We start from the raw sequence: 24065 nt of genomic DNA on the forward strand, positions 1-24065 counted from the left end.
CCTTAGTTATGCGCGCCGTGCAGGTGCTGTGGACGCGACGGCGTAAACCCCGATTGATAGCGCGCGGCGCTTAAATCGTCAAACGGAATGGCTGGCGTGCGTCCGGAAATCAGGTCACTCAGCAGTTGGCCGGAGCCACAGGCCATCGTCCAGCCAAGCGTGCCGTGTCCGGTATTGGTCCACAGGTTTTTGAACGGCGTACGCCCCACAATCGGCGTACCGTCCGGCGTCATCGGACGCAGGCCGGTCCAGAACGTCGCCTGCTCGACAAAGCCACCGCGCGGGAAGAGATCCCCTACCACCATCTCCAGCGTTTCACGACGCGGTTTCAGCAGCTCGGTATTGAAGCCAACGATCTCCGCCATGCCGCCTACGCGGATGCGGTTATCGAAGCGGGTAATGGCGATTTTGTAGGTTTCATCCAGAATGGTAGAAACCGGTGCGCCGCTCTCCTCTTTTACCGGAATGGTCAGCGAGTAGCCTTTTAGCGGGTAGACCGGAATATCGAGAATGCCCTTCAGCATGGCGGTGGAGTACGAGCCAAACGCCATGACGTAAGCATCCGCTTTGATCACCTCTTCGCCACACTTCACGCCGTAAATTTTTTCCCCTTCCGACAGCAGCTTGTCGACAGCGGTGTTAAAGCGGAACTTCACCCCCGCCTGCTCGCACATCTGCGCCAGACGCTGCGTAAAGAGCTGGCAGTCGCCGGTTTCGTCATTCGGCAGGCGCAGGCCGCCCGTCAGCTTATGCGCTACTTCCGCCAGCGCCGGTTCAACCTGACCAAGCTGGCTGGCTTCCAGGAGCTGGTACGGTACGCCGGCATCTTCCAGCACGGCGATATCGCGGGTGGCATTTTCGTACTGCTGCGCCGTGCGGAACAGCTGCAGCGTTCCGCCCTGACGGCCTTCGTACTCAATCCCCGTCGACGCGCGCAGCGCTTTCAGGCAGTCGCGGCTGTATTCCGCCAGGCGCACCATGCGCCCTTTATTCTCCATGTAGTGGCGGGTGTCGCAGTTGCGCAGCATCTGCCACATCCACTTCAGCTGAAACTGCGTGCCGTCAAGGCTGATGGCCAGCGGCGTGTGGCGCTGGAACATCCATTTAATCGCTTTCAGCGGAACGCCCGGCGCTGCCCATGGTGCCGCATAGCCGGGAGAGATTTGCCCGGCGTTCGCCGCGCTGGTTTCCAGCGCTGGGCCTGACTCACGATCGATAACGGTGACGTCATGTCCCGCCTGACTTAAATACCAGGCGCTGGTTACCCCAACGACACCACTTCCCAGTATGACAACACGCATAGCCACTCCATTATGTGCAAAAGAACAATCTTCTAATTACAGATTGATAACCTAGTTGAAAATATTATTCAACATACGACTTTTTTATGGTGACTTACCTCACACATCCCCCAGCATCAGGGGATAGTGCTAATTTGGGATCTCCTGCTGCGCGTTATTTTTAACCAGCATAATATGCTGAGGGACGCCCTTTTTTTGCCGTATCAAAAACGCGAAATCGCAAAGAAAAAATTTCTGCCTCAGCACGCTTTTTAACACGTTGATCTATGCTTGAAAGGAGGCTCTCCAGACAGAGAGAGCACCCACAACGAGGGCGCGCTAATGGCTACTATTGATTCCCTGAACAAGGACAACACACGTCTGAGCGATGGACCCGACTGGACCTTCGAGCTGCTGGATGTTTACCTCGCCGAGATCGACCGGGTCGCAAAACTGTATCGCCTGGATACCTACCCCCATCAGATTGAAGTCATTACGTCCGAACAGATGATGGACGCCTACTCCAGCGTCGGGATGCCGATCAACTACCCGCACTGGTCGTTTGGTAAGAAATTTATTGAAACGGAGCGGCTGTATAAGCACGGCCAGCAGGGTCTGGCGTATGAAATCGTCATCAACTCCAATCCGTGTATCGCCTATTTAATGGAAGAGAACACCATTACCATGCAGGCGCTGGTGATGGCGCACGCCTGCTACGGGCATAACTCTTTTTTCAAGAATAACTATCTCTTCCGCAGCTGGACGGATGCCAGCTCCATCGTCGATTACCTGATCTTCGCCCGTAAATACATTACCGACTGCGAAGAGCGCTACGGCGTGGACGAAGTGGAAAAACTGCTCGACTCCTGCCACGCGCTGATGAACTACGGCGTTGATCGCTACAAACGTCCGCAGAAAATCTCCCTGCAGGAGGAGAAAGCACGGCAGAAAAGCCGCGAAGAGTATCTCCAGAGCCAGGTGAACATGCTGTGGCGCACCCTGCCGAAGCGTGAGGAGGAAAAAACGATCGCCGAAGCGCGTCGCTATCCGTCCGAGCCACAGGAAAACCTGCTCTATTTTATGGAGAAGAACGCCCCGCTGCTGGAGCCATGGCAGCGTGAGATCCTGCGTATCGTGCGCAAAGTCAGCCAGTATTTCTATCCGCAAAAGCAGACGCAGGTGATGAACGAAGGCTGGGCGACATTCTGGCACTACACCATTCTCAACCACCTGTATGACGAGGGGAAAGTTACCGAGCGGTTCATGATGGAATTTCTCCACAGCCATACCAACGTGGTGTTCCAGCCGCCTTACAACAGCCCGTGGTACAGCGGCATTAACCCGTACGCGCTTGGCTTTGCCATGTTCCAGGACATCAAGCGTATCTGCCAGTCGCCGACGGAAGAAGACAAGTACTGGTTCCCGGATATCGCCGGGTCTGACTGGCTGGAAACGCTGCACTTTGCGATGCGCGACTTTAAGGATGAGAGCTTCATCAGCCAGTTTATGTCGCCGAAGATCATGCGTGACTTCCGCTTCTTCACCGTGCTGGACGACGACCGCAACAACTATCTGGAGATCTCCGCAATCCACAACGAGGAGGGATACCGTGAGATCCGCTCTCGCCTCTCTTCCCAGTACAACCTGAGCAACCTTGAACCGAATATCCAGGTCTGGAACGTGGATTTACGCGGTGACCGCTCCCTGACGCTGCGCTATATCCCGCACAATCGCGCGCCGCTGGATAAAGGGCGTAAAGAGGTACTGAAGCATGTGCATCGCCTGTGGGGCTTTGACGTGCAGCTGGAGCAGCAGAATGAAGACGGGAGCGTCGAGCTGCTGGAACGCTGCCCGGCGCGGTTGAATACGCTGTAGTGCAGCCTTTTTTGCCCGGTGGCGCTACGCTTACCGGGCCTACAAGACCCGTAGGTCGGGTAAGGCGTAGCCGCCACCCGACGAAAAAAAACCTCTCATACGAGAGGTTTTTTATTTCAGCGGCTCTGAATCGCCAAATCGCCCGGCAGCGTTTTCTGCATACGGTGCCAGATTTCACCGGAATCGTGACCGTAGCGGCGCACCGTCTCATAAACCTGATCGTGCAGGCCTTCAGAGCACAGCTTGCTCAGCTTATGGTAGAAGCCCAGCGCCAGGCTGCGGGCTTCTGGATTGGCAAAGTAGTGGCGGCCAATGCGGGTGTAGAGCCCTTTCATGCCGTTGAGGATCAGACCGTACACCGGGTTGCCGGAGGCAAACGCCAGCCCACGGAAGACGTTGTAATCGAGGGTGGCAAACGCGTCGGCGTGATCTTCCACTTCGTTGGCACTGGCCAGTACCGCAAGCGCATCTTCCGGATGCTGACGGAAAGCCGTACGAATGAAGATCGTCGCGATGTTGGTGCGAACGGAGAGCAGATTATCAATGAGCTGCGGCACGCTTTCATGATCGAGACGCGCCAGCGTTTCAAGAATGTTCAGCCCGGAGGTTTCCCAGAAGTTGTTCACTTTTGTTGGCTTGCCGTGCTGGATCGTCAACCAGCCATCGCGCGCCAGTCGCTGAAGCACTTCACGCAGCGTGGTGCGAGTGACGCCAATCAGTTCAGAGAGTTCGCGTTCAGCCGGAAGGATGGACCCCGCAGGGAAACGATTATTCCAGATGCTTTCAATGATGTACTCTTCCGCGAAACCCGCCGGGCTCTGCGCCTTAATGACCATAGTGAGATTTCCATTACACAGCTTTAGCAAATTGGACTCATCATACCAGAGGCACGCAGTGGCAGGTAGCGCGGCAAAGAGAGAAAAGAGGGATCGCCGTTTCATTTTTGTGAAATTTACACTGCAGCGTTATCCGCCTCCGGCCCGCGATTTTTGCGTATACTGATGTTTTGTCTTACTTGACGGGGAAGGACGTCTGTCGTGGAAATTTCATTTGGGCGCGCGCTGTGGCGCAATTTTTTAGGCCAGTCTCCTGACTGGTACAAACTTATACTTCTGGTGTTCCTGGTCGTAAACCCCCTCCTCTTTAGCGTGAACCCGTTTATGGCCGGGTGGCTGTTGGTGGCGGAATTTATCTTCACCCTGGCGATGGCGCTGAAATGTTATCCCCTTCTGCCGGGCGGACTGCTGGCGTTTGAGGCCGTCGTCATCGGCATGACCCGCGCTGAGCACGTCAAGGCCGAGCTGGCATCCAATCTTGAAGTGCTTCTGCTGCTGATGTTTATGGTGGCGGGCATCTACTTTATGAAACAGCTGCTGCTGTTTATCTTCACGCGTCTGCTGCTCAGCATTCCGTCGAAAATGTTCCTCTCGCTGGCGTTTTGCCTTGCGGCTGCCTTCCTGTCGGCCTTCCTGGACGCGCTGACGGTCGTCGCGGTGGTGATAAGCGTAGCGGTGGGGTTTTACGGTATTTATCACCGCGTGGCCTCCTCTCGTCCGGGCGAGGATTTGCAGGATGACAGCCACGTCGATGCGCATAACCGTGAGGTACTGGAGCAGTTTCGTGCCTTCCTGCGCAGCCTGATGATGCATGCCGGCGTCGGTACCGCTCTGGGGGGCGTGATGACGATGGTGGGCGAGCCGCAAAACCTGATCATTGCCAAAGCGGCGGGCTGGCACTTCGGTGATTTCTTCCTGAGAATGGCGCCGGTGAGCGTGCCGGTGCTGATCTGCGGTCTGGCGACCTGTCTGCTGGTGGAGAAGTTTCGCCTCTTTGGGTACGGAGCACAACTTCCGGAGCCGGTGCGCCAGGAGCTGCATAAATTTGATCTGCAGAGCCGACGCCAGCGGACGCGCCAGGAGACGCTGCGCCTGATTGCACAGGGGATCATCGGCGTCTGGCTGATCGCCGCGCTGGCGCTCCATCTGGCTGAAGTGGGGCTGATTGGCCTGTCGGTCATTATTCTCGCCACCACCTTTACCGGCGTAACGGATGAGCATGCCATCGGCAAAGCCTTTACCGAAGCCCTGCCGTTTACCGCCCTGCTGGCGGTCTTCTTTGTTGTCGTGGCGGTGATTATCGACCAGCATCTGTTCGCGCCGATTATTGCCTTTGTCTTAAAGGCGTCGCCGGATGCTCAACTGTCGCTGTTTTACCTGTTTAATGGCCTGCTCTCGTCGATCTCAGATAACGTCTTTGTCGGGACGGTCTACATCAACGAGGCCAAAGCGGCCATGGAGCAAGGCGTGATTAGCGCCGGACAGTTTGAGCTGCTGGCCGTGGCGATCAACACCGGTACCAACCTGCCGTCGGTGGCGACGCCAAACGGACAGGCCGCCTTCCTGTTCCTGCTGACCTCCGCCCTCGCCCCCCTCATACGTCTTTCTTATGGCCGGATGGTGTGGATGGCGCTGCCCTACACGCTGGTGCTCACGATCGTGGGATTGCTTTGCGTCAAAATTACCCTCATTCCCTGTACGCAATGGTTGATACAAGCGGGTATACTTGCGGCGCAGTAAATACTGCAACTCGGGCAGTTCGCTGCCCGTTTGCCTTTTCGCACGATAAACATCCAATTACGTTTTATTTCGCCAGGTACAGGTGGCGCGAAAAACGAATTCGTTTACACTGCGATTTCTAAGCATGTTCCAGGGAAATGATTATGTTGAGATTTTTAAACCAGTGCTCCCGCGGTCGCGGAGCGTGGTTGTTAATGGCCCTGACCGCCTTTGCGCTGGAAATGGTGGCGCTATGGTTCCAGCACGTGATGGGACTGAAACCTTGCGTACTCTGTATTTACGAACGCTGCGCCCTGTTCGGCATTATGGGTGCGGGCCTGGTGGGCGCGATTGCCCCGAAATCGCCGCTTCGCTACGCCGCTATCGCGATCTGGCTGTACAGCGCCTGGAAAGGCATTGAACTCTCCTGGCAGCACACCATGATGCAGCTGCATCCGTCACCGTTTATGACCTGTGATTTCGCCGCCCGCTTCCCGAGCTGGCTGCCGCTGGATAAATGGCTGCCGCAGGTGTTTGTTGCATCCGGTGACTGCTCCGTTCGCCAGTGGGAATTCCTGACCCTCGAGATGCCGCAGTGGCTGGTGGGCATTTTTGCCGCCTACTTCGTCGTGGCGCTGCTGGTGCTGATCGCCCAGCCGTTCAAACCGAAGAAACGCGATCTATTTGGGCGCTAATTCGCCCGGCGGCGCTTCGCTTGCGCGGGCCTACGGTTTTGTAGGTCGGGTAAGCACAGCGCCACCCGATATAATAAAAAACCCGCCTCGGCGGGTTTTTTAATCTCAGCGGGTCGGGTGGTTCATGATGTGGTCTTCCCAGTCACGCACCTCGGACTCTTTCACCGCAATATGGCGCACGGAGATACGCTCGCCGTGCATCGCCGCTTTTGAACCGGTCAGCAGCGGATGCCAGGCCGGCAGGTCTTTCCCTTCCGCCAGCAGGCGATACGCGCAGGTATGCGGCAGCCATTCGAAGGTGGGCAGATTATCCCGGGTTAACTTGATGCAGTCCGGCTCGAACTCAAAGCGGCGCTCATAGTTGCGGCACTGGCAGGTCTTAATGTTGAGCTGCTTGCAGGCAACGTTGGTGAAGTAGATTTCATCCGTGTCTTCATCCATCAGCTTGTGCAGGCAGCACTGACCGCAGCCGTCGCATAAGGATTCCCATTCCGCGTCCGTCATGTCGTCGAGAGTTTTGCTTTGCCAGAAAGGGATGTCGTTCATCAGTATGTCCACACGTCAAAAGAAAGCGCACCTTATAACGAGTCTGGCACGTCGTTGCAAGTTTTGCCGCCCTTTTCAGGCGGCAAGAGGAAGTTACAGCACGCGGGTTTTCAGCGACAGGCCGTTAAAACCGACCTCCAGTTCATCACCGCTCACGAGCGGACCAACGCCTTCCGGCGTGCCGGTCAGGATCACATCACCCGGCTTCAGGGTAAAGAAGCGGCTCATGTAGGCGATCAGCGGCACAATCTTATGGATCATGTCTGCCGTGGTGCCCTGCTGGCGGATTTCACCGTTAACCTTCAGGCTGAGCGGGGTATCCTGCGGATCGCCGGTAAATTCGCTCACCGGCACAAACGCCGAAATCGGGCAGGAATTATCAAACCCTTTGGCTTTTTCCCACGGCTGTCCGGCTTTCTTCATTTTGCCCTGCACGTCGCGTAGCGTCAGATCCAGCGCCACGCCGTATCCGGCAATCGCTTTCTGAACATGCTCTTCGGAAGCCTGACGCAGCGTCGCACCAATCAGTACGGCGAGTTCAACCTCGTGATGCACCGAGCCGAGCCCCTGCGGCAGGGCCAGCGGCTGGCGGATATCGCAAAGCGCCGTTTCAGGCTTAATAAACAGAACCGGCTCCTCTGGCGTCGCACTGCCCATCTCCTGAATATGTTTTGCATAGTTGCTGCCCACGCAAACCACTTTGCTGACGGGATAATCCAGTAATGCACCTTGCCAGTTATGATGTTGATACATGGTCGACCCCTAAACGGTTGATGTGTTGTGCTCAAAAACAGTTGAGACTATTTTTTTCCGTTCGCCTCAAGATGCTGTTTTAATAAATTCTCCGGTGGCGGCGGTAGCTGTAAATAATAGCCCTGCTCGGCTAATGCCGTTTTCACTTTCTCCAGATCGGCATTCACCAGTTTCTTGCGACCATCAAGCGGCAGCAGCATCGCCATCTGCGGTCGGCCAAAGCTCTTCATTAATTCTTCAGGCACGCGTGAAAAATCGTCTTTCTTTTCGACATAAAGATAGGTCTGGTCACGGGTTGTACTTCTGTAGATCACACAAAACATGTTTTTACTCTGAATTAATGGGTGGTTGCTTGCCTCAATATACTCCTGACTATAACATGCCTGATACTCTTCGGAATATCGCAGCGAGTGGTTGCGGTTAATAGCAAATTGAGTAAGGCCAGGATGTCAAACACGCCCATCGAGCTTAAAGGCAGTAGCTTCACCTTATCAGTGGTACATTTGCATGATGCAAAACCCGAGGTTATTCGTCAGGCGTTAGAAGACAAAATCGCCCAGGCTCCCGCCTTTCTGAAGCACGCCCCTGTTGTGATCAACGTCAGCGGTCTTGAGGCGCCGGTTAACTGGAAACTTCTCCAGCAGGCCGTCTCCTCCACCGGACTGCGTATTGTCGGCATCAGCGGCTGCAAAGATACTGAACTGAAAGCGGAAATCGACCGTGCGGGGCTGCCGCTTCTGAATGAAGGCAAAGAAAAAGCCCCCCGTGCGGCCCCCGTTGCCGTCGAAACGCCCCCTCCTGCGGCGCAAAACGTTACAACCATCACAAAAACGCGAATGATTGATGTGCCGGTTCGTTCCGGTCAGCGCATTTATGCACCAAACTGTGATCTGATTGTTACAAGCCACGTCAGCGCTGGCGCTGAGCTGATTGCAGATGGCAATATTCACGTATACGGTATGATGCGTGGACGTGCGCTCGCGGGTGCAAGTGGCGATCGGGACGCGCAAATATTTTGTACTCACCTGACGGCGGAACTGGTGTCCATCGCAGGTGAATATTGGCTGAGCGACAAGATCCCAGCCGAATTTTATGGCAAAGCGGCTCGCCTGCTTCTGGCAGACGACGCGTTGACCGTTCAACCGTTGAATTGATCCCTTTTTAACAAGGAATTTCTATGGCACGCATTATTGTTGTTACTTCGGGTAAAGGAGGCGTTGGCAAGACCACCTCCAGCGCGGCCATCGCTACTGGTTTGGCCCAGAAGGGAAAGAAAACCGTCGTTATCGACTTCGATATCGGCCTGCGTAACCTCGACCTCATCATGGGATGTGAGCGTCGCGTCGTGTATGACTTCGTGAACGTCATTCAGGGCGATGCCACGCTGAACCAGGCGCTGATTAAAGACAAGCGCACCGAGAACCTCTACATTCTCCCGGCCTCTCAGACGCGTGACAAAGACGCCCTGACCCGTGAAGGGGTAGAAAAGGTGCTCGACGAGCTGAAAAAAATGGAGTTCGACTTCATCGTCTGTGACTCCCCTGCCGGCATCGAAACCGGTGCCCTGATGGCGCTCTACTTCGCTGATGAAGCGATCATCACCACCAACCCTGAAGTTTCATCCGTGCGTGACTCAGACCGTATTCTCGGGATCCTCGCCTCTAAATCCCGTCGTGCGGAAAATGGCGAAGACCCGATTAAAGAACACCTGCTGCTCACCCGCTACAACCCGGGCCGCGTGAATAAAGGTGACATGCTGAGCATGGAAGACGTGCTGGAGATCCTGCGCATTAAGCTGGTGGGCGTTATCCCGGAAGATCAGTCCGTGTTACGCGCCTCTAACCAGGGCGAGCCAGTGATCCTGGATACAATGGCAGATGCAGGTAAAGCTTACGCCGATACCGTTGACCGTCTGCTGGGAGAAGAACGTCCTTTCCGCTTCATTGAAGAAGAGAAGAAAGGTTTCCTCAAACGCCTGTTCGGAGGATAAGTTATGGCATTACTGGACTTTTTTCTCTCGCGGAAAAAGAACACCGCCAACATCGCAAAAGAACGTCTGCAAATTATCGTTGCGGAGCGTCGTCGTAGCGACGCCGAGCCTCACTACCTGCCGCAGCTGCGTAAGGACATCCTGGAAGTGATCTGTAAGTACGTGCAGATTGACCCGGAGATGGTGACGGTGCAGCTGGAACAAAAAGACGGGGATATTTCGATTCTGGAGCTGAACGTGACGCTCCCGGAAGCGGAAGAGTCGCGTCCGTAGGTTTGTGATTTCGTAGCCCCGGTAAGCGCAGCGCCACCGGGGGAATATGCCGGGTTATCCCCCGGCATATTTTTTATCGCGGATAACCTTCCAGCAACGTATTCAGGCGATCGGCCATCAATTCCCCGCGCCATCCCGCCATCATTTCCGGTACGCCATTCTGCGGCTTCAGCTTCCAGTGCCAGTTCAGTAGCTGGTTAATCTGACGGCGTGAGGCAAGCAGTTCCGCGCTCAGCTTGCTTTCCGTTGCCACAGTCTGCACCAGCGCTTTGATATCTTTAAACGCTTTGCGATAGCCCGGCATGTCCATCAGGTTCAGCAGCGGTTCCGGCAGCGCGTCGTCGGGTAATTCTTGCGCTTTTGCGACCAGCGCCAGCAGGGTTTTGCCGTGGAAACGGATCTCACTGCCCGAAAGCCCAATGCTGTCCAGCTCGCCAAGGCTGCCCGGCATATAGCGCGCCACCGCCCAGAGATGCTCTTCGCGGACGACAAAGTTAACGGCCAGATCGCGCTCGCGCGCTTTACGCAAGCGCCAGTCTGCCAGCAGCTGCAGGCATGCCAGCTGACGCGTGCGCAGCTGCCAGGCGTTGCTGATGTCGCGCCAGGCCTCTTTCGGATCCACCACTTCCTGACGACGCTGCTGGGTCATACGGCACTCATCCAGCGCAGCCGGGAGCCATCCGGAGGCTTCCGCCTCTTTCATCAGCTGTCCGGCGATCGGCAGCAGGTAAAACACGTCAGCCGCCGCATACTCCAGCTGGCGGGCGGTAAGCGGACGCGCCAGCCAGTCGGTACGGGATTCGCTTTTATCCAGGGTCAGGCCCGTATACTCCTCCACCATGGCGGCAAAGCCCCATGAGAGCGGGCGACCGCTGAACGCCGCGAGGATCTGCGTATCAATCAGCGGCTGAGGCATGATGCCAAAGGTATTCAGAAAGACTTCCAGATCTTCACTGCCTGCATGCAGGTATTTCGTGACGGCGGTATCGAGCAGCAGGTCGCGCATCGGCGTCCAGTCGGTAATGCCGAGAGGGTCGATCAGCGACACGTTTTTACCGTCGTACATCTGAATCAACCCCAGCTGCGGATAGTACGTCCGGGTACGGACAAACTCGGTATCCAGGGCAATGGCAGGAAAGTCGCGCGTCACTTCGCACAGCGAAGCCAGCTCGTCGTTGGTCGTGATCATCTGGTAATTCAAATCGGATTCTCTTTTGTTTGCGCCCATAAAAAACGCCGGCTTAACCGGCGTCTGGGCGATTAACGTGTAGCTCAGGCCTTATTGTCTACTTTGGCACGGGCTTCGTCACGTAATTCTCGTCGTAATATCTTCCCGACGTTGGATTTCGGCAGCTCATCGCGGAATTCCACCAGCTTCGGCACTTTATAGCCCGTCAGCTGACGACGACAAAACGTTACCAGCGCTTCCTCGGTGAGAGAAGGATCTTTCTTGACCACAAATATCTTCACCGCTTCACCGCTGCTGCCGGAAGGCACGCCGACCGCTGCCACTTCGAGTACGCCGCTGTGCTGCATGACTACGTCTTCGATCTCATTCGGATAGACGTTGAAGCCGGAGACCAGGATCATATCTTTCTTGCGATCGACAATGCGCAGGAAGCCCTCGTCATCCATCACCGCGATGTCACCGGTATGCAGCCAGCCATCTTTGATGATTTCGTCAGTCGCGTCGGGACGCTGCCAGTAGCCCAGCATCACCTGTGGACCTTTGACGCACAGCTCACCCGGCTCACCCGGCGCAACTTCATTATCGTTATCATCGACCAGTTTCGCTTCAGTGGAAGGAACGGGCAGACCAATGCTTCCGCTGTGGTAGTCGATGTCATGCGGGTTAACGCTGACCAGCGGCGCGCATTCCGTCAGGCCATAGCCCTCGAGCAGATACTGGCCGGTGAGCTTCACCCAGCGCTCGGCCACCGCCTGCTGAACCGGCATACCGCCGCCCGCAGAGAGGTGCAGCGTGGAGAAGTCCAGCTGCTGGAACTCTTTGTTATTAAGCAGAGCGTTGAAAAGGGTATTTACCCCGGTCATGGCGGTGAACGGGTATTTTGCCAGCTCTTTGACCAGCCCCGGGATATCACGCGGGTTGGTAATCAGCACGTTTTGACCGCCGAGCTCAATAAACAGCAGGCAGTTCATGGTCAGTGCGAAAATGTGGTACAGCGGCAGCGCCGTGATGACCAGCTCTTTGCCGGGATGCAGCAGCGGCCCGTAGGTTGCGTTGACCTGCTCAAGGTTCGCCAGCATGTTGCGGTGGGTCAGCATTGCGCCTTTCGCCACGCCGGTGGTACCACCGGTATACTGCAGGAAGGCGAGATCTTCTGAGACCACTTCCGGCTTGACGTACTGCATCCGATAGCCCGCATGCAGCGCGCGGCGGAAGGAGATAGCGTCCGGCAGATGGTATTTTGGCACCAGACGTTTGACGTATTTGACGACAAAGTTAACCAGCGTGCCTTTGGCGGTAGAGAGCTGGTCCCCCATGCGCGTCAGGATGACGTGTTTCACCTGGGTTTTGTCGACCACTTTTTCCAGCGTATGGGCAAAGTTGGACACAATGACAATCGCAACCGCGCCGCTGTCGTTCAGCTGATGCTCCAGCTCGCGCGGGGTATACAGCGGGTTGACGTTGACGACGATCATCCCGGCACGCAGGATACCGAACAGCGCCACCGGGTATTGCAGCAGGTTCGGCATCATCAGCGCGACGCGATCCCCTTTTTGCAGCCCCAGCCCTTCCTGCAGATACGCCGCAAACGCCCGGCTGCGCTCCTCCAGCTTACGGAACGTCATCACCTCGCCCATATTCACAAATGCGGGCTGGTCCGCGTAGCGCCTTACCGAGTGTTCAAATAATTCCACCAGGGATTGATAACGGTCAGGATTGATCTCAGCAGGAACATCTGCGGGATAACGGTTAAGCCAAACCTTCTTCAATGCATCACCTCTGAAATGAGTGTTCGTCGTCATCACAACCCCGATAATAAACAGTTTGTTAACATTATATTAACTCAGCGTACCAGTTTATTAATTGTTCAGATTTAAGGTTGCGAAGCGCGTCACTCTTTTTTTTCGTTTTATCCGTAAAAAAACAGAGACAGCGGCTGAGCCGCTGTCTCTTTTCTAACAATAACAGTAAGTTACTCAGTAACGATCGTCTGTACCTGTGCAGGTCCCGGGTTATACCAGCCCCAGCCCGGGTAGCCATAGCGATAAGGATGCGGACCCCACATCCACGGATCGATCGGCTGCGGCGGCATGATCACCTGCTGGGCCAGCCGCCAGCGCTTGTATCCGTTGACCTGCATGGTCATAAATTTATACGGCGTGTTGCCGATTTTGCCCTGCACGGCGCCGGTAATCGGCCCGACGACGGTCACCAGCTGTCCGCGAAAATCGACCGGATCGAGGAACCCGCTGACGTCCGCATAGATACGTCCCCGGGAGGCCTCGCCCAGTACAGGCCGCGCGCCGCTGTCCAGCGGAACGGTGGCGATCTCCAGGCGGGTTTTCCCCTGCTGGTTTTGTACGTCAATCACCTTACCGCCAAAGCGCGCTTCCTGGCCCACGTACAGCTCAGGCGCATTCATCACCCGAACCAGATCCTGCTGTGGCGTCGGGCTGCTGCCCTTAATCGCATCAGGAACGGAAACGCATCCGCTCAGTGCTATGGCAACCGCGCCTGCCATAATAAGGCGTACTACTTTAGTCTGAACCGCCATGATGCGACTCCTTTTTCTCAGTTCCTGTTACTGAGATTCACTCGCGGCCCGGAAGTTTCTTCCACGCGACGGTGTTTCGCAAATAAACCGGTTCCGCCTGTTCAACAGCCACGGTTTTGCCTGCTGCGAGCAACTGGCTGGCAATCGGAAGCATATCTTCCGCAGCCGGCAAAAGCATGTTGCCGTCCACCAGCGTCAACCCGGTGTCGTTCGCCATCTCAGGCCACGCTGGCCAGCCCGTGCCGACGGTCGCCCACTCGCCGGACAGCTGTTTCAGTCGTTCTGTCACCGCTTCTGGCTTAAGCACGGCCTCCGTCTCTTCACCGTGCCACACGCCCTGCTCGTCACGGGTGTATTCGGCCCAGTAGACTTCGCCCATGCGGGCATCAATCGCTGCCAGGACGCGCGTTGCCCCGGTCGTGCGCCATGCGCCCTGCGCCATGGTGGCGAGGGTAGAGACACCGATCATCGGCAGTTCGGCGCCCAGCGCCAGCCCCTGCGCAATGCCAATCCCGATACGTACGCCCGTAAAGCTGCCGGGGCCGCGGCCAAAGGCCAGCGCGTCGAGGTCGGTTAAGGAGGTGTTTCCCTGGGTTAAAATGGCTTTTACCAGGGGCAGAATGCGTTGGGTGTGTTCCCGGGGGCACTCTTCGAAATGGGCAGAAACAGCACCGTCGTTCAACAGGGCAACAGAGCAAGCCTCTGTCGCGGTATCAATAGCCAGAATTCGCATCGGTCGTCGCGCTCTCGCAAGGGTCAGTCACAAAATGGCGCGCATCTTAGCACACTCCGGGGTAAATTACTCCGCCGTTGGGTTTGCCAGGAAACGCACCGCGCGTTTTATGTCCCGCGTCCGCGGCGCGGGCGGAAGGCTTGCAAGGAAAGTCGCACCGTAAGGACGCATCACCAACCGGTTATCGCAGATGACCAGCACGCCGCGGTCTGTGACGTCACGGATTAGGCGCCCTACCCCTTGCTTAAGCGTAATGACCGCATCCGGCAGTTGAACCTCGTCAAACGGATCGCCGCCGCGCAGACGACAGTCTTCCATCCGCGCCTTCAGCAGCGGATCGTCCGGGGAGGTAAACGGTAGCTTATCAATGATCACCAGCGAAAGCGTGTCGCCGCGCACGTCCACCCCCTCCCAGAAGCTGCTGGTTGCGACCAGCAGGGCATTACCGGCACTCACGAACTGCTGCAGAAGCTGGCCTTTGCTGGTTTCGCCCTGCAACAGCACCGGCAACGTCATCGTAGCGCGAAACTGCTCGGCGAGGTCGCGCATCATGGCGTGGGAGGTGCAGAGCATAAAGCAGCGGCCGTTATTGGCCTCGATCATTGGCTTCAGCATCGCCGCCAACAGACGGGCCGCACCCGGCTGGTTGGGAAGCGGCAAATTGCGCGGCACGCAGAGCAGCGCCTGCTTTTCGTAATCGAACGGGCTGGGCAGAAGCAGCGATTCCGCCTGCTCAATGCCGAGGCGCTCGGTGAAGTGGTGCAGATCGTCATTCACCGACAGGGTTGCCGACGTAAAGATCCAGCTGCCCGGCTTCTGCGCCATCACCTCTTTAAATTTATCCGCCACAGTCAGCGGCGTCAGCGCCAGGGTAAAGTGGCGCGAAGTGCACTCGTACCAGTAGCTGTAACCCGGCTGGTTAATCTCTTTCAGCCGTTTGAGCCGCCCGCGATAGAGCGTGGCGCGCTCGAAGGCCGCATCCAGCAGCGCGGAGCGGCCGAGTGACAGTTTTGCCACGTCGTAGCAGAGCTCAAGCGCATCATCGAGCAGCAGCAGCGCGCGCTGGATGTTTTTGTCCGCCAGCAGCTCGCGCAGGTTACCACGATAGCCCGGCTCGCCGAGCTGTAAACGGAAATCCTGCGCGCTCTGCGCCAGACGGTCGGCGCACTTCTGCAGCTGCTGGGTATCTTTGAGTTCGGTCCGGTAAGCAATGGTGAAATCTTTCGCCAGATCCTGCAGCTGACGGCTGGAGAGCGACTGACCAAAGTACTGGCTGGCGATGTCCGGCAGCTGGTGGGCTTCGTCGAAGATCATCACGTCCGCTTCCGGGATCAGCTCGCCGAAACCGCTATCCTTGACGACCATATCCGCGAGGAACAGATGGTGGTTCACCACCACCACATCCGCATCCATCGCCGTTTTGCGCGCTTTCACCACGAAGCAGTCTTTATACAGCGGGCAGTCGCTGCCGAGGCAGTTGTCGTTGGTGCTGGTCACCAGCGGCCAGGCGGGAGAGTCTTCCGGCACGCTCGCGCAGGTGCTGATATCGCCCTCTTCGGTCTGGTTCGCCCAGGCGCGAAGGATAATGACGTCGCTCAGGGTTTGCACCGGCAGGTCGCCGCCCGCCAGCGCCTGCTGCTCAAGGCGTTCCAGGCAGAGATAGTTGGAGCGCCCCTTCAGCAGGGCCAGACGGCCTTTATATTTCAGTGCCTTTGCCACGGTGGGCAAATCACGGCTGTAGAGCTGATCCTGCAGCGCCTTCGAACCGGTGGAAATAATCACCTTCTTTTTCGCCCGCAGAGCCGGCGCCAGGTAAGCATAGGTTTTACCCGTGCCGGTACCGGCTTCGACCACCAGCGGCTGAGCCTTATCGATGGCGCGTGCAACGGCGTGCGCCATCTGTCGCTGAGGCTCACGGGGTTTGAAGCCGGGGATAGCCTGCGCTAATTGACCTTCAGGGGAAAAATCGTCTGCCACGGTGCTCTCTCACTGTATTTTTGCACAGGGATTATGTCAGCCCATCCTCTCATGTGCCACCCCAAATAGTGACGACAGATGAACAATATGGCAGTCTTGCCGCCTGACGACGAAAAATAACGAGGAAACGTTTATGACAATTGTGCGCATTGATGCCGAAGCCCGCTGGTCTGATGTGGTGATCCATAACCAGACGCTCTACTACACCGGCGTCCCGGCTAACCTGGACGCGGATGCGTTCGAGCAGACGGCCAATACCCTGGCGCAGATTGACGCGGTGCTGGAAAAACAGGGCAGCGACAAATCCCGCATTCTGGATGCGACGATTTTCCTGGCAAACAAAGATGACTTCGCGGCAATGAACAAAGCCTGGGACGCGTGGGTGGTGGCGGGTCACGCGCCTGTACGTTGCACCGTACAGGCCACGCTGATGAAGCCGGAATACAAGGTAGAGATTAAGATTATCGCGGCGGTTTAAGCCCGATCACTCTTCATCTTCATCCTCGAAACGCGCCACGATCCGCTCGCCGGTATGCGTGGCGCGCAGTTCTTCCGCCACCTGGGAAATCGCCTGTCCGCTGCTCATCCCCTGGGACATCAGTTCCTGAATTCGCTCAACCGCTTTCTGCTGCTGTTCATGGCTCAGAGAAGGTAAACCTGCAAACATCGTCAACTCCTGCTAAATTATTCGCGCTAATTATTTCACGCTGCCCGGTAGTATGCCACACATGAACATGCGCTTCCCCACTGTTATTACCCTGCCCTGGCGGACAGACGCCGCTGAATACTGGTTTGCCCGCCTGAGCCATCTTCCGTTTGCGATGCTGCTGCACTCCGGCCATGCGGACCATCCCTATAGCCGCTTTGATATTCTGGTCGCCGATCCGCTGAAGACGCTGACAACCGATGTTCTGTCGTTAACGGACGATCCGCTGGCGCAGCTTCAGCACGACATTAACGCGCTGGGCTTATCTGCCACCCCCAACCCGGATCTTCCTTTTCAGGGGGGCGCGCTGGGCCTGTTTGGCTACGATTTGGGTCGCCGTTTCGAAACGCTGCCCGAGCATGCGCAGGCTGATATCCCCCTGCCCGACATGGCCGTGGGGCTGTATGACTGGGCGTTAATTGTCGATCACCAGAAAAAAACGGTTTCCCTGCTGAGCCATCGTGACGTGCAGGCGCGTCTGGCCTGGCTTGAGGCGCAACAGACTGCACCCGCAGAGACGTTCACGCTGACCTCCGGCTGGCGCTCCAACATGAGCGCCGCGGAGTATGGCGAAAAATTCGCGCGCGTTCAGGCGTATCTGCAAAGCGGCGACTGCTATCAGGTTAACCTCGCCCAGCGCTTCGAGGCGACCTATCGGGGAGATGAGTGGCAGGCGTTTACCCGCCTTAATGCCAGCAATAAGGCACCGTTCAGCGCCTTTGTGCGTCTGGAACAGGGGGCGATCCTCAGCCTGTCGCCCGAGCGTTTTATTCATCTGGCCGAGGGCACGATCCAAACCCGCCCGATTAAGGGCACGCTTCCACGCCTTGCCGATCCTGATGCCGATCGCCAGCAGGCGGAAAAACTGGCCGCCTCGCCAAAAGACCGCGCCGAAAACCTGATGATTGTCGATCTGATGCGTAACGACATTGGCCGGGTGGCCTTGCCGGGCAGCGTCCGCGTGCCGGAACTGTTTGTCGTTGAGCCTTTCCCGGCGGTGCATCATCTGGTCAGCACCATTACCGCGCGGCTGCCTGACTCGCGCACGGCCTGCGACCTGCTGCGCGCCGCGTTCCCGGGCGGCTCCATCACCGGCGCGCCGAAGGTGCGGGCAATGGAGATCATTGATGAGCTGGAACCCCACCGCCGTAATGCCTGGTGCGGTAGCATCGGCTATATCAGCCTGTGCGGCACGCTGGATACCAGCATTACCATCCGTACGCTGACCGCCTGCAACGGAAACCTTTACTGTTCGGCCGGGGGCGGCATTGTTGCCGACAGCCAGGTCAATGCGGAATATCAGGAAACCTTTGATAAAGTTAACCGTATCCTGAAACAACTGGAGTAAACACGGGTGGAAAAAGAGAATCTGACGCTGGATGACTTTTTATCTCGCTTTCAGCTACTGAGACCGCAGGTCAACCGCGAAGCGCTGAATCAACGTCAGGCGGCCGTGCTGATCCCGGTCGTGCGTCGCGCGCAGCCGGGCCTGCTGCTCACCCAGCGTTCCGCCCATTTACGCAAGCACGCGGGTCAGGTCGCTTTTCCGGGGGGCGCGGTAGACAGCACCGACGCCTCGCTGATTGCCGCCGCGCTGCGCGAAGCGCAGGAAGAGGTTGCCATTCCGCCGGAGGCCGTTGAGGTCATCGGCGTGCTGCCGCCCGTCGACAGCGTCACCGGTTTTCAGGTCACGCCGGTGGTCGGCATTATCCCACCGGGCCTGCAGTATCACGCCAGCGTCGATGAAGTCTCCGCGGTGTTTGAAATGCCGCTGGATGAAGCCCTCCGACTGAGTCGTTATCACCCGCTGGATATTCAGCGTCGTGGGCATGACCATCGGGTCTGGTTGTCCTGGTATCAGCATTATTTTGTCTGGGGCATGACGGCGGGCATTATTCGTGAGCTGGCGTTGCAAATCGGCCTGAAGCCTTGACTATACTTTACATTCCGCCCTCTTCTGCCAGGTTTGCGATCTGCGTCGCGCTATTAGCAAAACCCATCGTTAACCATTAGTTTAATTCATGTGAATAGTTAAGCCGAGGTCGGTGTTCCCTCTTACACTATGCGCAGTTATAACATCGTTACTGGAACCCCGGTAACCCTGTCAGGAGTGTGAAAGTGATTAGTATATTCGACATGTTCAAAGTGGGAATTGGCCCTTCGTCTTCCCATACTGTTGGCCCGATGAAGGCCGGTAAACAGTTCGTCGATGATCTGGTCGAAAAAGGATTACTGGAAAGCGTTACCCGTGTCGCCGTGGATGTTTACGGCTCGCTGTCATTAACGGGTAAAGGCCACCACACCGATATCGCCATTATTATGGGTCTGGCAGGCAATATGCCAGATACCGTTGATATTGATGCCATCCCGGCATTCATCCGCGACGTGGAAACACGCGGCCGCCTGCTGCTGGCAAACGGCCAGCAGGAAGTCGATTTTCCGCAGGATGACGGCATGCGTTTCCGTAGCGACAACCTGCCGCTGCATGAAAACGGCATGACCATTCACGCTTATAGCGGTGAAAAAGAGATCTACAGCAAAACGTACTACTCCATCGGCGGTGGTTTCATCGTGGATGAAGAGCATTTTGGCAAAGACAGCGTCGGCGACGTCAGCGTACCGTACCCGTTCAAATCGGCGACCGAGATGTTGGGTTACTGCAAACAGACCGGTCTTTCCCTGTCCGGCATGGTGATGCAGAACGAACTGGCGCTGCACAGCAAACAAGAGATTGAAGACTATTTTGCCAACGTCTGGCAAACCATGCGCGCCTGTATCGATCGCGGGATGAACACTGAAGGGGTTCTGCCGGGTCCGCTGCGCGTGCCGCGTCGTGCCTCTGCTCTGCGCCGTATGCTGGTGACCACGGACAAATTCTCCAACGACCCGATGAACGTAGTCGACTGGGTGAATATGTTTGCACTTGCGGTTAACGAAGAGAACGCCGCCGGTGGCCGCGTCGTGACGGCGCCAACCAACGGCGCGTGCGGCATTGTTCCTGCGGTGCTGGCGTATTACGACCACTTTATTGAGCCCGTGACGCCGGACATCTATATCCGTTATTTCCTGGCAGCAGGTGCCATCGGCGCGCTGTACAAGATGAATGCCTCCATTTCCGGTGCGGAAGTGGGCTGTCAGGGTGAAGTCGGCGTGGCTTGCTCCATGGCGGCAGCAGGTCTGGCTGAGCTGTTGGGTGCAAGCCCTGAGCAGGTCTGCGTGGCGGCTGAAATCGGTATGGAACATAACCTCGGTCTGACCTGCGATCCGGTCGCGGGCCAGGTGCAGGTGCCGTGCATTGAGCGTAACGCGATTGCCTCGGTGAAAGCCATCAACGCCTCACGTATGGCGATGCGCCGTACCAGCGAACCTCGCGTATCGCTGGATAAGGTGATTGAAACCATGTACGAAACGGGCAAAGACATGAACGCGAAATACCGCGAGACGTCCCGTGGTGGCCTGGCCATTAAGGTGCAGTGCGACTAATACTGCCTTTCGCCCATCTGCAACGGATGGGCGAATTTCCCTCTTCTTCCTCGTCTCCTTCTGCTTTCCCCACTACACTTTCACTGTTGCGTCCGGCTTTTGTGGCTGGTGGCTTATCAGGCGACCGTTCATGCAAACTGCACAAACGATCATTAAAAACTATCGCCGAAAACGCGTTATCGTCTGTGTGACGGTTGCGCTCCTCACGCTCATCCTGACGCTGGGCATTCGCTTTATTTCCCAGCGCAACGTTAACCAACAGCGGATCCTCGATTTTACCAGCCATACCGTTCGCGCCCTTGATAACGTTTTGCTTTCCCTGGAAAACCACCGCAACGTGCTGCAGCCGCTGGTGGGACAGCCCTGCCCGCAGGTGCAGCTGGCGCTGCGACAGCAGGCAGCCATTTTGCAGACGGTACGTTCTATCGCCCTGATTAAAGACGGAATCCTGTATTGTTCGAGTATTTTCGGCAGCCGCAGCGAGCCTGTCCGTGACTTCCTTCAGGAACTCCCCGCCAGCACGGCGAAGCTGATTTTATCGACCGACCAGTGGCTGCTTAAGGGCAGCCCTATTTTGATCCAGTGGTATCCCGTCTCCCAGGACGGTGAAGAAGGCGTCGTCGAGATTATTAATATCGACCTGATCGCCAGAATGATCCTCGAGCCCCAGCGTCCGCTCATCAATGACGTGGTGCTGACAGTCGGCGATCGTTTTTTACGCTACGGTCAGCGCGTCACCGACAGCCTGACGTTTGATGAGGAGAGCGCCCTTTTCCAGCAATCATCAACCCGAAATCCTTTCACCATTACGGTCAGCGGACCTGGCCCCGGTGAGTTAGCTTTAAAAAGCCTGCCCGCCCAGCTGCCGCTGGGGCTGATGCTCAGCCTGCTGCTGGGCTACCTCGCCTGGCTGGCGACGGCAAACCGGATGAGCTTTACGTGGGAGATTGATATGGGCATTGCGGCGCGGGAATTTGAGCTTTTCTGCCAGCCGCTGGTGAATGCCCGCACCCAGGCGTGCACGGGCGTTGAGATCCTGCTGCGCTGGAATAACCCCCGTCAGGGTTGGATCACCCCGGAGGTGTTTATCCCTCTGGCAGAAGAACATAACCAGATTGTCCCCCTGACCCGCTATGTCATCGCCGAAACGGTGCGCCAGATAGGCTACTTCCCGTCCAGCGCCGGTTTCCACATCGGCATTAACGTTGCCGCCAGCCATTTCCGTCACGCTGTACTGGTACAGGACCTGAACCGTCTCTGGTTCAGCGCCAATCCGCGACAGCAGCTGGTGATTGAACTCACGGAACGGGATGCGCTGCTGGACGCGGATTATCGCATCGTGCGCGAACTGCATCGCAAAGGGGTGAAGCTCGCTATCGACGATTTTGGCACCGGGAACAGCTCCCTCTCCTGGCTTGAAAAGCTGCATCCGGACGTCCTGAAAATTGACCAGTCCTTTACCACCGCCATTGGCACGGATGCCGTGAATTCAACGGTGACGGACATGATCATTGCGCTGGGCCAGCGGCTGAATATCGAGCTGGTTGCGGAAGGGGTCGAAACGGAAGAGCAGGCGCGCTATTTACGCCGTCATGGCGTTCCAGTCCTGCAGGGCTTTTTCTATGCGCGGCCGATGCCGCTACGGGACTTTCCAGACTGGCTGGCGGGAAGTGCTCCCCCGCCAGCGCGTCATAACGGGCACATCGTACCCTTAATGCCGCTGCGTTAAGCAGACTTACTCATCTTCGTCGTGGGCAGATTGTTCTTTAACAATACGAACCATATCAACGCGATAGTCGTTGGCTTCGACAATGGTAATGTGCAGCGGCGGCAGCTCGATCACATCGCCAACACGCGGGATCTGGCCATTTACGGCGATAACCAGACCGGCAACGGTCGCGATGTCTTCTTCATCGTTGACCACGTTTTCCAGCCCCAGCGTGTGCGAGAGCGCGTGCAGGTCGGTGGTACCTTTAACCAGCCAGCCTTCGCCATCGGCAACAATTTCCGGCGTTTCGTCTTCATCCGGGAATTCACCGGCGATCGCTTCCAGCACGTCCAGCGGCGTCACCAGCCCCTGCACCACGCCAAACTCGTTGGTGACAATAACAAAGCTACCGCGAGCGCGGCGCAGCACCCCGAGCAGGTTGATCGGATCCAGCGTTTCCGGCACCACAATCGCAGGCGATGCAGCAGCAACGGCTTCGACGTTAACGCCCTCTTCCAGGGCGACCAGCATCTCTTTCGCCCGCACCACGCCGATGATTTCATCCAGTTCACCACGACATACCGGGAACAGGCTGTGCGGTGAAGAAAGCAGCTGCTGGCGAATTTCATCGACGCTCAGGTTAGCATCGACCCAGCTGATCTCCCCGCGCGGCGTCATGATGCCGCGCAGCGAACGGGAGGCCAGAGAGAGCACGCCGTTAATCATGTAGCGTTCCTGTTCCACAAACGCCCCTTCCGGGACCGGAACCGGGTTGTGGTTTTCGGAATCAGACTGCACGTTCACCTGACGACGGCCGCCCATCAGGCGCAGAATGGCATCTGCGGTACGGGCGCGCAGCGGCTGATTTGACTGCTGCTTGATAAAGTTACGGCGCGCAATCTGGTTGAACAGCTCGATCAGGATCGAGAAGCCAATCGCGGCGTACAGGTAGCCTTTCGGAATATGGAAGCCAAAACCTTCCGCCACCAGGCTCAGACCAATCATCAGCAGGAAGCTCAGACACAGTACCACCACCGTTGGATGCTGGTTCACAAAACGCGTCAGCGGTTTCGACGCCAGCAGCATGACCGTCATCGCAATAACCACCGCTGCCATCATGACCGGCAGATGGTTCACCATGCCGACCGCCGTGATCACCGCATCCAGCGAGAAGACCGCATCCAGCACCACGATCTGCAGCACCACCACCCAGAAACTGGCATAGCCTTTACCGTGCCCATCATCGTGCTGACGGTTTTCCAGCCGCTCATGAAGTTCTGTCGTCGCTTTGAAGAGCAGGAATATCCCCCCGATCAGCATGATTAAATCACGGCCGGAGAAGGTGTAATCCATGACGGAGAACAGCGGTTTGGTCAGCGTGACCATCCACGAGATGACGGAGAGCAGCCCCAGTCGCATGACCAGCGCCAGCGAGAGTCCAATCAGACGCGCTTTATCACGTTGTTTTGGCGGCAGCTTATCCGCAAGGATGGCGATAAACACCAGGTTATCAATGCCGAGAACGATCTCCAGCACGACCAGCGTGAGCAATCCCACCCAGATTGACGGGTCCATTAAGAATTCCATGACAAGCTCCTGCTAAAGGAATGACGAAACGGTGCCCCACTCAATGTGGGCAAAACAGAGGCAGACAGAGTCGATACGTGGCGAGGATCGCCGGTGAAAAAGGCGCGAAATGGCCTGGAAGATGACTGACGTCGGTGACGGTCCATATAGTGGGCTGGAGC

At 56.9% G+C, this 24065-nt stretch carries 23 protein-coding genes; 11 read left to right on the forward strand and 12 right to left on the reverse strand.

Features of this window, described 5'->3' with window-relative positions:
* Positions 1-2: 2 nt before the first annotated feature.
* Positions 3-1301, reverse strand: a complete 1299-nt coding sequence (locus tag KGP25_RS13975) for a D-amino acid dehydrogenase (RefSeq protein ID WP_223539155.1) — start codon at positions 1299-1301, stop codon at positions 3-5.
* A 321-nt stretch (positions 1302-1622) separates the two neighbouring features.
* Here KGP25_RS13975 and KGP25_RS13980 point away from each other — a divergent pair, with 321 nt between their 5' ends.
* Positions 1623-3155, forward strand: coding sequence for a SpoVR family protein (locus KGP25_RS13980; protein ID WP_023293929.1), 1533 nt, complete (start codon positions 1623-1625; stop codon positions 3153-3155).
* 116 nt (positions 3156-3271) lie between these two features.
* On the opposite strand, the gene fadR is transcribed toward KGP25_RS13980, so the two are convergent.
* Positions 3272-3991, reverse strand: a complete 720-nt coding sequence (gene fadR / locus KGP25_RS13985) for a fatty acid metabolism transcriptional regulator FadR (RefSeq protein WP_008500512.1) — start codon at positions 3989-3991, stop codon at positions 3272-3274.
* Between the two features lie 201 nt (positions 3992-4192).
* Between fadR and nhaB the strand changes: the two genes are divergently transcribed.
* Together nhaB and dsbB are read left to right on the forward strand one after the other, a co-directional pair.
* Positions 4193-5731, forward strand: coding sequence for a Na(+)/H(+) antiporter NhaB (gene nhaB, locus KGP25_RS13990; protein WP_223539156.1), 1539 nt, complete (start codon positions 4193-4195; stop codon positions 5729-5731).
* 143 nt (positions 5732-5874) lie between these two features.
* Positions 5875-6405 (forward strand): disulfide bond formation protein DsbB, encoded by a 531-nt coding sequence (dsbB, locus tag KGP25_RS13995; protein ID WP_045908244.1) that lies wholly within the window; start codon positions 5875-5877, stop codon positions 6403-6405.
* 105 nt (positions 6406-6510) lie between these two features.
* On the opposite strand, the gene KGP25_RS14000 is transcribed toward dsbB, so the two are convergent.
* The 3 genes from KGP25_RS14000 to KGP25_RS14010 all read right to left on the reverse strand — a co-directional run bounded on the left by KGP25_RS14000 (position 6511) and on the right by KGP25_RS14010 (position 8027).
* Positions 6511-6951: a YcgN family cysteine cluster protein gene (locus KGP25_RS14000; RefSeq protein WP_045908282.1), complete on the reverse strand. Its 441-nt coding sequence runs from the start codon at positions 6949-6951 to the stop codon at positions 6511-6513.
* Between the two features lie 93 nt (positions 6952-7044).
* Positions 7045-7704, reverse strand: a complete 660-nt coding sequence (locus KGP25_RS14005) for a fumarylacetoacetate hydrolase family protein (RefSeq protein ID WP_024909871.1) — start codon at positions 7702-7704, stop codon at positions 7045-7047.
* Positions 7705-7751: 47 nt separating this feature from the next.
* On the reverse strand, positions 7752-8027 hold the full coding sequence (locus KGP25_RS14010) for a YcgL domain-containing protein (protein WP_008500507.1): 276 nt from the start codon (positions 8025-8027) through the stop codon (positions 7752-7754).
* Between the two features lie 123 nt (positions 8028-8150).
* Between KGP25_RS14010 and minC the strand changes: the two genes are divergently transcribed.
* Genes minC through minE form a run of 3 tightly spaced genes read left to right on the forward strand, consistent with a single transcriptional unit; the run spans position 8151 to position 9967 of the window.
* A complete protein-coding gene (gene minC, locus KGP25_RS14015) occupies positions 8151-8858 on the forward strand; it encodes a septum site-determining protein MinC (protein WP_045908243.1) in 708 nt (235 codons plus the stop codon).
* A gap of 23 nt (positions 8859-8881) precedes the next feature.
* A complete protein-coding gene (minD, locus tag KGP25_RS14020) occupies positions 8882-9694 on the forward strand; it encodes a septum site-determining protein MinD (RefSeq protein WP_008500505.1) in 813 nt (270 codons plus the stop codon).
* 3 nt (positions 9695-9697) lie between these two features.
* Positions 9698-9967: a cell division topological specificity factor MinE gene (minE, locus tag KGP25_RS14025; RefSeq protein WP_008500504.1), complete on the forward strand. Its 270-nt coding sequence runs from the start codon at positions 9698-9700 to the stop codon at positions 9965-9967.
* Positions 9968-10040: 73 nt separating this feature from the next.
* Here the strand turns inward: minE and rnd are convergent, their stop codons facing one another.
* The 5 genes from rnd to KGP25_RS14050 all read right to left on the reverse strand — a co-directional run bounded on the left by rnd (position 10041) and on the right by KGP25_RS14050 (position 16420).
* Complete coding sequence (rnd, locus tag KGP25_RS14030; protein ID WP_111967062.1) at positions 10041-11168, reverse strand: ribonuclease D; 1128 nt, start codon at positions 11166-11168, stop codon at positions 10041-10043.
* A 71-nt stretch (positions 11169-11239) separates the two neighbouring features.
* Positions 11240-12925 carry a long-chain-fatty-acid--CoA ligase FadD gene (gene fadD, locus KGP25_RS14035; RefSeq protein ID WP_074180385.1) on the reverse strand — a complete coding sequence of 562 codons (1686 nt, stop codon included), beginning with the start codon at positions 12923-12925 and terminating at the stop codon, positions 11240-11242.
* A 203-nt stretch (positions 12926-13128) separates the two neighbouring features.
* Positions 13129-13710, reverse strand: a complete 582-nt coding sequence (locus tag KGP25_RS14040; protein WP_028018678.1) for a Slp family lipoprotein — start codon at positions 13708-13710, stop codon at positions 13129-13131.
* Between the two features lie 37 nt (positions 13711-13747).
* Positions 13748-14443 carry a tRNA (adenosine(37)-N6)-threonylcarbamoyltransferase complex dimerization subunit type 1 TsaB gene (gene tsaB / locus KGP25_RS14045; RefSeq protein ID WP_045908240.1) on the reverse strand — a complete coding sequence of 232 codons (696 nt, stop codon included), beginning with the start codon at positions 14441-14443 and terminating at the stop codon, positions 13748-13750.
* A gap of 66 nt (positions 14444-14509) precedes the next feature.
* Positions 14510-16420 carry an ATP-dependent DNA helicase gene (locus KGP25_RS14050; RefSeq protein WP_023325496.1) on the reverse strand — a complete coding sequence of 637 codons (1911 nt, stop codon included), beginning with the start codon at positions 16418-16420 and terminating at the stop codon, positions 14510-14512.
* A gap of 133 nt (positions 16421-16553) precedes the next feature.
* On the opposite strand from KGP25_RS14050, the gene KGP25_RS14055 reads away from it, so the two are divergent.
* The gene (locus KGP25_RS14055) at positions 16554-16898 is read left to right on the forward strand and encodes a RidA family protein (protein ID WP_008500498.1); all 345 of its coding nucleotides are present in this window, start codon (positions 16554-16556) and stop codon (positions 16896-16898) included.
* Between the two features lie 6 nt (positions 16899-16904).
* On the opposite strand, the gene KGP25_RS14060 is transcribed toward KGP25_RS14055, so the two are convergent.
* Positions 16905-17087, reverse strand: a complete 183-nt coding sequence (locus KGP25_RS14060) for a YoaH family protein (protein WP_008500497.1) — start codon at positions 17085-17087, stop codon at positions 16905-16907.
* A 61-nt stretch (positions 17088-17148) separates the two neighbouring features.
* Between KGP25_RS14060 and pabB the strand changes: the two genes are divergently transcribed.
* From pabB to KGP25_RS14080, 4 genes are all read left to right on the forward strand, one after another.
* Positions 17149-18474 carry an aminodeoxychorismate synthase component 1 gene (pabB, locus tag KGP25_RS14065; RefSeq protein WP_223540566.1) on the forward strand — a complete coding sequence of 442 codons (1326 nt, stop codon included), beginning with the start codon at positions 17149-17151 and terminating at the stop codon, positions 18472-18474.
* Between the two features lie 6 nt (positions 18475-18480).
* Positions 18481-19059, forward strand: a complete 579-nt coding sequence (locus tag KGP25_RS14070) for a CoA pyrophosphatase (protein ID WP_223539157.1) — start codon at positions 18481-18483, stop codon at positions 19057-19059.
* A gap of 185 nt (positions 19060-19244) precedes the next feature.
* The gene (sdaA, locus tag KGP25_RS14075; protein ID WP_008500494.1) at positions 19245-20609 is read left to right on the forward strand and encodes an L-serine ammonia-lyase; all 1365 of its coding nucleotides are present in this window, start codon (positions 19245-19247) and stop codon (positions 20607-20609) included.
* Between the two features lie 130 nt (positions 20610-20739).
* On the forward strand, positions 20740-22338 hold the full coding sequence (locus KGP25_RS14080; RefSeq protein ID WP_048029448.1) for a cyclic diguanylate phosphodiesterase: 1599 nt from the start codon (positions 20740-20742) through the stop codon (positions 22336-22338).
* Positions 22339-22344: 6 nt separating this feature from the next.
* On the opposite strand, the gene yoaE is transcribed toward KGP25_RS14080, so the two are convergent.
* Entirely contained in the window at positions 22345-23904 is a 1560-nt protein-coding gene (yoaE, locus tag KGP25_RS14085) for a CNNM family cation transport protein YoaE (protein WP_223539158.1), read from the reverse strand.
* Positions 23905-24065 lie beyond the last annotated feature (161 nt).

The sequence above is a fragment of the Enterobacter sp. JBIWA003 genome, assembly GCF_019968825.1.
Classification (GTDB): domain Bacteria; phylum Pseudomonadota; class Gammaproteobacteria; order Enterobacterales; family Enterobacteriaceae; genus Enterobacter; species Enterobacter quasiroggenkampii.

Bases quoted from the DNA above. Each gene is read 5' to 3' on its own strand.
- KGP25_RS13975 (WP_223539155.1), bottom strand. From the start codon at position 1,301: ATGCGTGTTGTCATACTGGGAAGTGGTGTCGTTGGGGTAACCAGCGCC.
- KGP25_RS13980 (WP_023293929.1), top strand. From the start codon at position 1,623: ATGGCTACTATTGATTCCCTGAACAAGGACAACACACGTCTGAGCGAT.
- fadR (WP_008500512.1), bottom strand. From the start codon at position 3,991: ATGGTCATTAAGGCGCAGAGCCCGGCGGGTTTCGCGGAAGAGTACATC.
- dsbB (WP_045908244.1), top strand. From the start codon at position 5,875: ATGTTGAGATTTTTAAACCAGTGCTCCCGCGGTCGCGGAGCGTGGTTG.
- KGP25_RS14000 (WP_045908282.1), bottom strand. From the start codon at position 6,951: ATGAACGACATCCCTTTCTGGCAAAGCAAAACTCTCGACGACATGACG.
- KGP25_RS14005 (WP_024909871.1), bottom strand. From the start codon at position 7,704: ATGTATCAACATCATAACTGGCAAGGTGCATTACTGGATTATCCCGTC.
- KGP25_RS14010 (WP_008500507.1), bottom strand. From the start codon at position 8,027: ATGTTTTGTGTGATCTACAGAAGTACAACCCGTGACCAGACCTATCTT.
- minC (WP_045908243.1), top strand. From the start codon at position 8,151: ATGTCAAACACGCCCATCGAGCTTAAAGGCAGTAGCTTCACCTTATCA.
- minD (WP_008500505.1), top strand. From the start codon at position 8,882: ATGGCACGCATTATTGTTGTTACTTCGGGTAAAGGAGGCGTTGGCAAG.
- minE (WP_008500504.1), top strand. From the start codon at position 9,698: ATGGCATTACTGGACTTTTTTCTCTCGCGGAAAAAGAACACCGCCAAC.
- KGP25_RS14040 (WP_028018678.1), bottom strand. From the start codon at position 13,710: ATGGCGGTTCAGACTAAAGTAGTACGCCTTATTATGGCAGGCGCGGTT.
- tsaB (WP_045908240.1), bottom strand. From the start codon at position 14,443: ATGCGAATTCTGGCTATTGATACCGCGACAGAGGCTTGCTCTGTTGCC.
- KGP25_RS14055 (WP_008500498.1), top strand. From the start codon at position 16,554: ATGACAATTGTGCGCATTGATGCCGAAGCCCGCTGGTCTGATGTGGTG.
- KGP25_RS14060 (WP_008500497.1), bottom strand. From the start codon at position 17,087: ATGTTTGCAGGTTTACCTTCTCTGAGCCATGAACAGCAGCAGAAAGCG.
- pabB (WP_223540566.1), top strand. From the start codon at position 17,149: ATGAACATGCGCTTCCCCACTGTTATTACCCTGCCCTGGCGGACAGAC.
- KGP25_RS14080 (WP_048029448.1), top strand. From the start codon at position 20,740: ATGCAAACTGCACAAACGATCATTAAAAACTATCGCCGAAAACGCGTT.
- yoaE (WP_223539158.1), bottom strand. From the start codon at position 23,904: ATGGAATTCTTAATGGACCCGTCAATCTGGGTGGGATTGCTCACGCTG.